Source organism: Microcoleus sp. B4-C2 (assembly GCF_036705265.1).
In the GTDB taxonomy this organism is placed as follows: domain Bacteria; phylum Cyanobacteriota; class Cyanobacteriia; order Cyanobacteriales; family Microcoleaceae; genus Microcoleus.
Map to the genome: position 1 here is coordinate 57,799 of NZ_JAUBUB010000004.1, position 10,568 is coordinate 68,366.

The 10,568-nt window shown below is 47.5% G+C and carries 13 protein-coding genes; 10 read left to right on the forward strand and 3 right to left on the reverse strand.

Translation table 11 applies throughout. The features are described 5' to 3' along the window. The first annotated feature begins 22 nt into the window (after positions 1–22). From pgl to QUB20_RS02650, 6 genes are all read left to right on the forward strand, one after another. A complete protein-coding gene (gene pgl / locus QUB20_RS02625; RefSeq protein WP_333243230.1) occupies positions 23–742 on the forward strand; it encodes a 6-phosphogluconolactonase in 720 nt (239 codons plus the stop codon). A 553-nt stretch (positions 743–1,295) separates the two neighbouring features. Further along, a complete protein-coding gene (locus QUB20_RS02630) occupies positions 1,296–2,087 on the forward strand; it encodes an FHA domain-containing protein (protein ID WP_333243065.1) in 792 nt (263 codons plus the stop codon). Between the two features lie 82 nt (positions 2,088–2,169). After that, positions 2,170–2,661, forward strand: coding sequence for an FHA domain-containing protein (locus QUB20_RS02635; protein ID WP_333243068.1), 492 nt, complete (start codon positions 2,170–2,172; stop codon positions 2,659–2,661). A 55-nt stretch (positions 2,662–2,716) separates the two neighbouring features. Then, positions 2,717–3,454: a PRC-barrel domain-containing protein gene (locus QUB20_RS02640; protein WP_333226425.1), complete on the forward strand. Its 738-nt coding sequence runs from the start codon at positions 2,717–2,719 to the stop codon at positions 3,452–3,454. A 286-nt stretch (positions 3,455–3,740) separates the two neighbouring features. Further along, positions 3,741–4,313 (forward strand): hypothetical protein, encoded by a 573-nt coding sequence (locus tag QUB20_RS02645; protein WP_333243071.1) that lies wholly within the window; start codon positions 3,741–3,743, stop codon positions 4,311–4,313. After that, positions 4,310–4,762: an FHA domain-containing protein gene (locus tag QUB20_RS02650; protein ID WP_333237217.1), complete on the forward strand. Its 453-nt coding sequence runs from the start codon at positions 4,310–4,312 to the stop codon at positions 4,760–4,762. Before QUB20_RS02645 ends, QUB20_RS02650 begins: the two co-directional genes overlap by 4 nt. Positions 4,763–4,903: 141 nt before the next feature. Here the strand turns inward: QUB20_RS02650 and QUB20_RS02655 are convergent, their stop codons facing one another. Next, complete coding sequence (locus QUB20_RS02655) at positions 4,904–5,482, reverse strand: DUF1997 domain-containing protein (protein ID WP_333237219.1); 579 nt, start codon at positions 5,480–5,482, stop codon at positions 4,904–4,906. Between the two features lie 208 nt (positions 5,483–5,690). On the opposite strand from QUB20_RS02655, the gene pheA reads away from it, so the two are divergent. Continuing rightward, positions 5,691–6,638 carry a prephenate dehydratase gene (pheA, locus tag QUB20_RS02660; protein WP_333243075.1) on the forward strand — a complete coding sequence of 316 codons (948 nt, stop codon included), beginning with the start codon at positions 5,691–5,693 and terminating at the stop codon, positions 6,636–6,638. 34 nt (positions 6,639–6,672) lie between these two features. Further along, positions 6,673–7,314, forward strand: a complete 642-nt coding sequence (locus tag QUB20_RS02665) for a pentapeptide repeat-containing protein (RefSeq protein ID WP_333243078.1) — start codon at positions 6,673–6,675, stop codon at positions 7,312–7,314. Positions 7,315–7,347: 33 nt separating this feature from the next. Here the strand turns inward: QUB20_RS02665 and QUB20_RS02670 are convergent, their stop codons facing one another. Together QUB20_RS02670 and QUB20_RS02675 are read right to left on the reverse strand one after the other, a co-directional pair. After that, a complete protein-coding gene (locus tag QUB20_RS02670; RefSeq protein ID WP_333243081.1) occupies positions 7,348–8,286 on the reverse strand; it encodes a PspA/IM30 family protein in 939 nt (312 codons plus the stop codon). Positions 8,287–8,494: 208 nt separating this feature from the next. Continuing rightward, on the reverse strand, positions 8,495–9,136 hold the full coding sequence (locus QUB20_RS02675) for an LON peptidase substrate-binding domain-containing protein (RefSeq protein WP_015174045.1): 642 nt from the start codon (positions 9,134–9,136) through the stop codon (positions 8,495–8,497). A gap of 228 nt (positions 9,137–9,364) precedes the next feature. On the opposite strand from QUB20_RS02675, the gene QUB20_RS28600 reads away from it, so the two are divergent. Both QUB20_RS28600 and QUB20_RS02680 read left to right on the forward strand, forming a co-directional pair. After that, positions 9,365–9,505, forward strand: coding sequence for a helix-turn-helix domain-containing protein (locus tag QUB20_RS28600; protein ID WP_445299371.1), 141 nt, complete (start codon positions 9,365–9,367; stop codon positions 9,503–9,505). Between the two features lie 162 nt (positions 9,506–9,667). Beyond that, the coding region (locus QUB20_RS02680) for a DUF4347 domain-containing protein (protein WP_333291140.1) at positions 9,668–10,568 on the forward strand (901 nt) is incomplete at its 3' end.

Here is a 10,568-nt window from a genome sequence, read left to right on the forward strand (position 1 = left end):
TAGGAAAGTTGAGAGGAAATTAATGAAAAAAATAGTTGAAGTATTAGCAAATCGGGAACAACTAATAGATCGATCGCTGGAGATTGTGCTGTCGAAAATCTCAGAAGCCATAGCAGAACGCGGACTTTGTACGATCGCCGCCGCGGGCGGAAGCACACCAGAACCACTCTACAGAGCGATCGCAGCCCAAGACCTGGCTTGGGACAAAATTCACGTTTTCTGGGGCGACGAACGCTACGTTCCCCCAGAACACCCAGACAGCAATCAAAAAATGGCGCGCCTCGCGTGGCTCGATCGAGTGAATATCCCCGCCAGCAACATCCACCCCATGCCCACAGGCGCCGGCGACCCCGCAGCCGACGCGGAGGCGCACCAAACCGAATTACAGCAGTTCTTCAAAGTATCCGACGGCGAGTTTCCTGCCTTCGACATCATTTTATTGGGCATAGGAGACGACGCCCACACAGCCTCTCTATTTCCCGGCACAGCAGCCTTGGAAGTCCGGGATGCCCTAGTAACTGTCGGCAACAAAGACGGTCAACCCCGCATTACCTTTACAGTCCCCTTAATCAACCGGGCCCGGTGCGTCATCTTCATGGTCGCAGGAGCCAGCAAACAACCCGCCCTAGCTCAAATTTTTGCCCCCGCAGCCGACGAAATGACCTATCCAGCCAGACTCGTTCAACCAGAAGGCGAACTTTGGTGGCTGCTCGATGCGGCGGCTGGCGAAGCAGTAAAATAGCCGACAGAGCAGCCAGCGTGCCAGCACAGTCAGCATTATCACTAACTCAATCTTGCCCATCACAGCTAACGTCACGGCGTCAGCTCAGTTGCTAGTATTAGAAGCAATATAAGAATTGTGGCGGTTAAAGTTAAAATTTGACCATATACACGAGTATTTTTGTCAGGAACCTCAGCCTAAAGGCATGAGGCTTGAAAGAGAAATCTAACAAGCCATTCTGACCAGCCTAAGTCTTAACTGACTACGTTTTGTGAGTCACGACACCCTGGGATACGAAGCTAGTCCCTTGCTCTGTCGCTAGTGGTTAAACAGTTCTAAGGTCACTGGAACAGTGCTGCTAGCCTAACAAGCTCCCTAAACATTGGCGAAGCTAACTTTACCCCAGAATGGGAGATTGAGGACAACCATATCCTCACGGGGGGGCAACCATACCCCCCCTACCCCGCAAGGGGATTCAATTCAATGTAAAGCCGTCCTGTAAGGACGGGGTTTCAGACCCAAGGACTTTTGATGAGGCTGATTTGAAAATCTGGCCGATAGCAAGGAGAAATCGATGATTGTCTGTCCCAATTGCAATCACCAGAACCCCGACGGGGCCAGCCAGTGTGAGGCTTGCTACACGCCTTTACCTGCTACCGCAAGTTGCTCGAACTGCGGTGCAGCAGTTCAGACAGATGCAGCATTTTGCGGTCAGTGTGGCTTTAACTTGCGTCCGGGTTCCATAGTTCCAGAAGTTGAGGTGACAGTACCGTCCCCCTCGCCTGTAGGCCCCACAGTGGTATCCTCACCGGCGCCGGATTTAGTGCCACCCGATCCCCTGATGGCAATGGAACCTCTAGTTACCCTGAATAAGGGGCTCAACTTGGAAAAAACTACCGCCAGCATTCCGACGATTCCAGATCCCCCGCCTTCGCCCTCGGTTCCTGTTACAACTGAATCGGTGGCAACACCAGTAACTATCTCTCCTCCGGTTCCGGGCCAGCAGCCAGCAGGTGTAGCTAAAACTCAACTGCAACAGCAGTCGGCGCGCCTGCTACACGTTCAGACAAATACGCCGATGGAATTGCCTCACAGTCTGGCTGTGGTTCACATAGGCAAGCCAAATGACTTAGTGCCGCCGGATATTGATGTTTCGGGATTTGCTAATTCTGAGATAGTTTCTCGGGTACACGCAAATCTCCGGGTGGAGGGAGATGCTTGCTACCTAGAAGATGTAGGCAGTTCCAACGGCACTTACGTCAACAATACTCCGCTACCCAAGGGAAACCGCCACCGGTTGCGACCGGGAGACCGCATCTCTCTGGGCAAAGGAGACCTGGTTACGTTTTTATTTCAAATCTCTTAGAGCGAGTTTGGATTGGGCGATCGAAAGTCTAAAATCTAAAATCGCATCTTGAGGCGCTCTACCAAAACTCAATGCTGCCAATGTGATTAAGCTGACCTTGCTACATCCACTCCAGTCTATACCCGTCCGCAGTTGGATCTTTGAAGACGAGCAGGTCGTGCGGATCGGGCGCTCGACAGAAAACCACGTCGTTCTTTTTAGCGCTGTGGTTTCTCGTCGCCACATCGAATTGCGGCGCAGCGGCATAACTTGGGAACTGATCAATTTAGGTACCAACGGCACTTACCTCGATGGTAAGCCGATCGCTAAGGTTCCCATTGTGGACGGTCTGATCGTTCACTTGGCCCGCTCTGGGCCGAAAATTCAAATCAACGTAGGCCCGAATCAATCCTCCGTCCAGTTAGGACTTCTTAGCGTCAAGGCCAGGGAGGCTAAGGAAATTCACGCTCCCTCGGCCGGCGTGCACATGAGCACGATTCCTGTTCCCGACCACAAAGAAGTTGGCACTTCCAGGGAAGAGGACGAGTTAACCCAGGCAGATAATAATCGCCATTATTCGGAAGAAGAATATTAAATCGGCTTCTTTGGACGATCGACATTTTTCAAAGGCGGCACTCAGGAGTTTATTTATGAGTACATCACCACAGATTGTTAGGCGCAGCGAACTGCAGGGCCGCCGCACCATCGACCGCAGAACGGCGGAAGAGGTCGGCAGGGTAGATCGGGTTTGGCTCGATGCTCACTCCCAACGGGCGATCGGCTTTACTTGCAAGTCGGGACTTTTGGGGAGCAAAAAAACTTGGTTCGCTTGGGCGCAAGTAGATACGGTGGGGGAAAATGTTTTTGTCACCATTAACCCGGAACTGCCGGAACTTCATCAGCCGGAACAAGCTGTTTGTCCGATCGGGCTTGAGGTGCTCACGGACGCTGGAAATAAGGCAGGTGCAGTGGTTGACTACCTATTTGATGTCCGCACGGGTTCAGTCACCAACTACCTATTTAAATCGAGCGGCTGGCGCGGTGTTTTAGACGACATTTACTTGTTACCTGTGGCAGCTATTTCGACCATCGGCAGCAAGCGGGCGATCGTCTCTGAAGCTGCTGTATCGGAGCCAGTGCAGTACGCGGAGGGACTGCACAAAAAAGTCGGTCTGGTAGCAGAGTTTTTACATGAAGATTTCGACAGAACTCTCAAAAATGTGGCAGGTGTGAAGCGGGGCGCTCAAAGTCTGGCGGAAAAATTCCAAGATAAAGCTCTCGAAGTCAGGGATGTAGCTCAAGAAAAAGTTGCAGAGTTGAAGCGGCAAAGGCAAGAATCTGTCCCGCCAGATCCGAATCCGGAGCCGCCTGAGTCAGATTTGAGCTGAAGTTTGGCCTTCCCGCTCGCCGGGGGACTAATTGCCGATCGCATTTTGGGGCGGCGCGCGCGAGGAAGGTCGATCGGTATTTTCGCTATGAGAGATTGATGCCTTGTCGCTCAAAATTCCAGTGCTGCTCAAAGCATTGTATTTTAAAGGTATTGCATCAATAAGGAAAATGTTAGCAACTCAAAATGACCTATGCTGTTTGATAAAACTCACATCTTGCACTATTCTCAAGAACAGGCATCTTGCCTGTTCCACAAAGAGTGAATTTTCTTGTGAAACAGGCAAGATGCCGCTCCCTAAACAAGTAATTGAGAATGGTGCAATATCTCAGATACAATCCACAAGTATTTTATCTAGAGACCCCAGGATTAATAATTGGTTAACTTCTTTCTTTATAAACAGCAAGTCGTTGAGCAGTGACTGTGGCCCGATCGAGAACTCGAATCAGCGGTGCAACCAGCGCGGGTCTGAGTTGAATTCTCTGGTTCATCAGCGGCAAAAGGATTATTTAGCCGATCGAATTGAGCGACTCACCCATCGGCAGAATCGCTCCCTCACAGACCAAATTAATCAAGCGGTTAAAACCGTTGTCCATCACTGGGAAGTTCACCCGATTTATCACATCGTGTTTGGTTGTTACCGAGTACCGCAAAAATTTGCCCCTGCGCCAAAAGCTAACCCTCAAAAGTTGCTTCAAATACCTCAAGCAGCCAAAAGTTCGACTTTTAGGGCAGATAGGGGGAATAGTGGCCCACTGACGACGCCTTTAAAAAGCAAATTTTTTGCAGTTTTCTCCCAAAAAATCTCTCTGGAAGTATCCCCGTTGCTGTCTGGCGGTGGAGTGTCAAAACATCAGTGATTACCTTAACTCTTTTACATCCTATCCAGTCTGTCCCAGTTCAAAGTTGGTGTTTTGAATCAGAACCAGTGGTTCGGATCGGTCGATCGAACGACAATGATGTAATTATTTACAGCGCTGTAGTTTCCCGCCACCACGTAGAACTGTGGAATCACGCTAATGGCTGGGAAATTATTAATTTTGGTGCTAACGGCACTTATGTAGATGATAGACCGATCGCTCAGGTGTCCGTTGTGGACGGGATGACAATTCGCTTGGGCAATTCTGGGCCAAAAATCAGGATTCGGGTGGCCGCAACGAATCAACCGGGCAAAATAATCAAGCCACCGCAGCGCGAATTTCGCCAAAAGGACGAAGTTTCAAAAGACAAGTCAACTCCTTTGCCGGGGGGCGTGGGAATCATCGAAGACGATGAACTTGGAGGGATCACTCAAATCGATCTTGACTGACCGGCAGCTATCTATCCCTGCTGGCTCGTTCCGACAAATATCCCGATGCCCAAATCGAGCGTCTAAGTAATACTGTGGTAAGTTGCCTGATTTGTGCCTAAATATCCCTATACATTAATTAACAGCTTCTTTAGTAGGATTTCAGCCTTCTAAAGATAAGATAGGGGGGATCTCGATCGATCTTAGCTCACTTTCGCTGCTTGCCCAGCGGCGGTAATCTAAGAGCAACTGGTGCATCAACCGCTGTTTGACGCTCAGCAGTACACTCTTGAGCAAAGCATTCCCCGTTGCTTCTAAAATGGGTTTGGGCGTCAGCCAAAACGGCGGCGGTAATTCTACTTGCACTTCCAAATCCGCTTTTCCCCTCAAGTATGCTACCCCGCTGCTTTGGTGCACACAAAGCTTTCCTTTGAGATTGAGAGCAAAGCGATCGTTTATATAACCCACGCCACGAATTTCGCAGGCGACGGACTCCAAATTGATTGTGCCATCCGACTGGGCCCACACCCTCATGTCTACTGTGGGTTGAATGCTCAGCATCATAAATTGTAACGGTCGCATTTTTAGGCGGAAACAGTCCTCGCTTAGCTGTTGTGTGCGACTTTGATCGACAAGGGCGTTCACCAGTCGCCTCGGCTGACGCAGATAATGTTGAATGGGAACTCGTTCCTCTGGTACGGCGATCTCAACGGATTGGGAAGAATTAAAGCGGGTATACATGAGAAAATATCAAAATATAGGATTCCTAAGCATATCTTAATAAACTATCACCTTTTTTTAGGTGACATAAGTCGCGTCCTAAGTCGTGTACCCAGCAATGTCATCCGAGAAATCACTGATAAAAGCTTTCGGGACATCGCTAATTTTTCATCATACTTCCTAGCTGATGAGAGTAAAGCAAACATTTGTAACCTAAAATTGCCTGTAAATGAAAATTTCGTTAGCGAAGCCCTCGAAGAGGATCGCACATCTCGGCCCTGTTGGTACAAATGCAGAAACAGCGGCTCTAGCTTATGTCAATTGGTTGAGCCTGGAAACTAACTTGGAATGCACCCTGTGTCCTTATTCCACCATTTCTCAAGCGCTAGAGGCATCTGCCGTAGGGCAGGTTGATTATTCAGTTGTGCCCGTCGAAAATTCGATCGAAGGCAGCGTGACTGTCACCTTAGATACACTGTGGCGACTCGATCAACTCCGCATTCAACACGCCTTAGTTTTGCCAATTTCCCACGCCCTAGTGTCTAATGCTAAAAATTTTAACGAGATTAAAAAAGTTTACTCTCACCCGCAAGCGCTAGCTCAGTGTCAGGTATGGTTGGGGCAGTTTATTCCCTCAGCCCAATTAATTCCGGCGAATTCAACCACGGAAGCATTGCAATATCTGGAAGATACAAATGTAGCAGCGATATCTTCGCCAAGAGCTGCTGAACTTTACCATTTGCCAGTGTTAGCTCACCCCATTAATGATTATCCCGATAATTACACTCGATTTTGGGTACTCAGTAGGAGTGGTGGAGAAATCGCCAACGTAGAACCAGGGGAACACTCATCCCTTAAATCCATTACACAATCTGCTTCTAAGTTGATCCTCGATGCTTCATCGTCTAATTGCACCCATACCTCACTAGCTTTCAGCGTACCTGCCAATATGCCGGGAGCACTGGTAAAACCTTTGCAAGTATTTGCCAGTCGCGGTATTAATTTAAGTCGGATTGAATCTAGACCGACTAAACGATCGCTCGGAGAATATATTTTCTTTATGGACGTTGAGGCTAACGCCTGCGAAGCATTTGTTCGATCGGCACTCGAAGAATTAAAAAATCACACCGAAACTTTAAAAATATTTGGTTGCTACAATGTACTGTCAGTAGTATAATTTATTTTTAAGTAAAACTTAGGAGGCTGGCGAGATGAATGCTGATGAACTTCTCAAGCGATACGCAGCCGGAGAAAGAAATTTTCATGAAACCAACTTGAAAGAGGCTTTTTTGCGAGAAGCTTTCCTAATTCATATTAATCTAGCCTGTGCAAATCTGAAGGAAATCAATTTTGCTTTGGCGAACTTAAGGGGGGCAAACTTAATAGCTGCCAAGCTAAAGAATGCTTGCCTGGTGATGACCAGCCTAAATGGGGCTAACCTAAGCGGAGCCGATCTAACTTTCGCAAGATTAACAGGAGCTGACCTGATTGAAGCAAACTTGGAAAACGCCAACTTGAGCGACACCAAAATGATTGGTGTTAATTTGAGCGGAGCAAACTTGGAAAAAGCGAACTTGATGGAAGCAAACCTCCTAGATGCTTGCTTGGACAATACAAACCTCGAAGAAGCAAATTTAAGCGATGCTAAACTGCGGGGAGTGAGTCTCAGAAGAGCAAACTTGAGAAACGCTTTTTTGTGTGAAAGTAACCTTGAGGGCGCTGATTTGAGCGGTGCTGATTTGAGCGGTGCTAATTTGAGCGGGGCATTTTTATGCGGTGCTAATCTGGAGGGAGCTAAGCTAGATGAGGCAAATTTAAGTGGGGCAATACATTTTTGCGTCAGACAAGTTTGAACTCACGGAATATATAACAGAAGAATCCGACAATTAAGGACTAAAAAATATACTATTGACTTGGCTGAAAGTGAAGTCTATTTGCTGCTGTACCTTAGCAAAATGAAGCTGCATCTTGAGGATCTCTTTCTTGGAATTAGCTTGAGCAATCTTACTTTCCAAAGCCAGCAAGTTGCGATTGAGAGTTTCTACTCGCACAGTTTGGTAGTCTAAGTCAATTTTTAGTTCTGCTGCCTGATCGACTTGAACCTGCTGGCGAACCACGGCGAGGCGGATTGAATTCTTATCCTGTGTCTGAAGAGCTAGCAAAGCTCGCTGCTGCAACTGGTGGGCTTGAGATTCAGCTTGATTGTACAGCCACTGAATCCGCAGTTGGGCGGAAATCGCACTGCCAACAGCCTGACGCAGTTCTTTGAGAGGTTCCTGAATTTCTAAGATTAATAGTTCCCAAAGATTCATCAGTTCGGTGGTAAATTCTTCCCGTTCAACAGAGGCTACCAGTGCTTCTAATAGCAACAAATTTGGTTGCATTTGCTGCGTAATTGTCTCAAATATTAACAGTGCTTCGGACATTTGCCGATCGTAATTTTTTTCGGAGACTGCACCGGATGAGTGCTTTAATATTTTTTCCGTGCTGTCTACCTCAGCTTCTGAATCTGAACTTGAAGCTACAAAGGCCTGTAATTTTTCGCGGGCGATCGAATTCAGCCTTTGTCGAAGCAAATCGCAGGCCGCCCGCTGCACTAGCCCTGTTTCGCTTTGACAAATCTTGATGACTATTTTTAAGCCAGCATCGCCGTAATTCAATGTCTCTCTCAGGGCGGCAATTCGATGTTCGTTGACAGAACTAGACAGCCGATGTTTAACTCCTGCTAGTCCGCCGAGCACTACACCGCCCACAGGAGGTGGCAGTTGACCGCCTCTAACTGCATCGTAGGGTTTCGGTTGGTCGTGATTTTCTAACACAAGCATTTACTGCTATAAGGAACCTATCCGAACCTGTTTGAAGTTAAGAATTGAACAGATACCAGTTCCCAAAAATAATGGAACTGTAAGCGCGCGATCCAAACCCTTCGTCCATCAGTCAATCGAAAATCTAAAATCAAAAATCGAATGATTTGTGTGTAATTCTTTCTTCAGTGCAGGTCAAACCGATCGTGCTTTTTCCTAGACCACTTGGCTACTTGAGGGTATCTTTAAGTACAGTCCTGGCTGCCAAGTGATTGCGAGTAGAAGTCAAAATTTCGGTTTCGCGTTCCAATCTCGCAGCAGTATCTTGCAATTCTAAAAGAGTTTGCTGTTCTGTCGCTGCGCCGTAAAGGTAGCTGGCTACCCAGTAGGACAATTCTGTAGGCAAACTGGGAATGTCTTCGGGCAGGTCGATCGGCTGATCCATCAATTTGCTGGAGAGGCGAACTACATCTCTCAGCAGTTGTTCGACATCTTTTCCCAAAGGTCTGAGGTCTTGTTGCGGCGGTGCGTCTTCGATCCATTCTACTAGACCGACTAAATAGGGTTTTTCCCGAACGGCGTCGAGGACTCGGAACCGCTGCTGGCCGAGAGTCATAATTTTCATGCGATCGTCGGGGAGGCGCTGACAGTGAATCACTTCGGCGCAACAGCCAACGGCAGAGACTTTGTTTTGGTTGGGGTCCCACATGAGCACACCGAAACGCCGATCGCCTTCCAGAATCGTATTCATCATGATTCGATAGCGAAACTCGAAGATTTGCAGCGGCAGCGGTCTACCTGGAAATAGAACCACTTCCGGCAACGGAAATAAGGGGAGTTCGCGAACTGCTACAGAGGAAGAGGATGCCATTGTCGCTCAAAGGTGACGGTACTTGCGCTTATTTTTCTTACTTTAACTGATTAAAGGCAATTCCGGGCGGGGGTGAGGGGCGATCGGGGGAAATGCGACGCGGGCGATCGCTATCACAGATCGGAGTGATTACGATCACCGTACTACGGTCTCAACAATGAAAGAGTAGATTTTGTGTCGCTTATAAACGATTACTCGTAAAAAAGCAACTTTATATCGGCAGATTTTATGCGCGACGTGAGACAACAAACGGGACTGACTCAAGAGCAGTTCCCCGCACGTCTTGGTGTGGTGTTCTCTAACCTGAACCATTGGGAGAACGGACTGGCCACGCCTTCCTCGCGGGCGATGCAGAAAATCGAGCCGTAGACCCAGCAGTTAGGAGATCAGGGGCAGAAGTGGTTGGAACGGTTCAGGTTAGTTGTGACGGAACAACTTAATTATTTCTAATAAAAAAAAATCAGAACCGAGTGCAAGTTTGATTTTTCTCAATTTACAAATCACCCAAAAAAACACGAACCCCTGATTAACATGATTAATTCCAACATCCAAAAGGCGATTCTTTTCATCGATGCTAAAATTGCCGATTATCAAACATTGGCAGCAGGAGTAGAAGCAGGAACAGAAGTAATTATTCTTGACGCTACAAAAGATGGCATTAGCCAAATTACTGAAGAACTTGCAAATCGCCACGCTATTTCGGGAGTGCATATTGTTTCCCACGGTGCGCCCGGTTGCGTGTATTTGGGAAATGCCCAACTCAGCCTAAATACTCTGAGCAAGTATGCCCAACAACTGAAACAGTGGTTTGTAGCGGATGAAAGAGCATCATCGAGCTTGTTTCTTTATGGCTGTCAAGTCGCCGCAGGAGATGCAGGTACAGAATTTATCGCCAAATTACGGACTTTGATTGGCGCAAATATTGCGGCCTCAGCGAACTTAACTGGGAATGCTGCATTGGGCGGTGACTGGGAGTTAGAAGTCGCTCTAGGAGAAGGCAAGTTTGCCTCTGCGTTTACTCCAGAAGTGATGGCAAATTATGCTTCTGTATTATTGCTCTCTTCTTCTTTGTCAGAAGTAGAAAAAAGTTTAGCAGATGCCAAAGTTAGCATATCTGCCACCGCAAAAAAAGCCCTCCAAGATATCCTCGATACTTTAAAGCCATTAACTTTTGAGATTAAAGCCGATTCAATTACAGCCACTTATAACGGTGCTGGCTCTCTAGCAGATATATTGAAATCTGTGGGAGTTTCTACCACTACAGCAAGTCCGATATTAACCGGCTCAATCAACAATCCCAGCTTAACCATAGGCGCTTTAAACACCGACAACCTCACTTATACCTTCTCTGGAGAAATCAGCGGAAAAACCGTAACATTTGATTATCAAAAAGGTCAAGAGTTAAAAGTCGCCTATACCGGAGATATTTCTT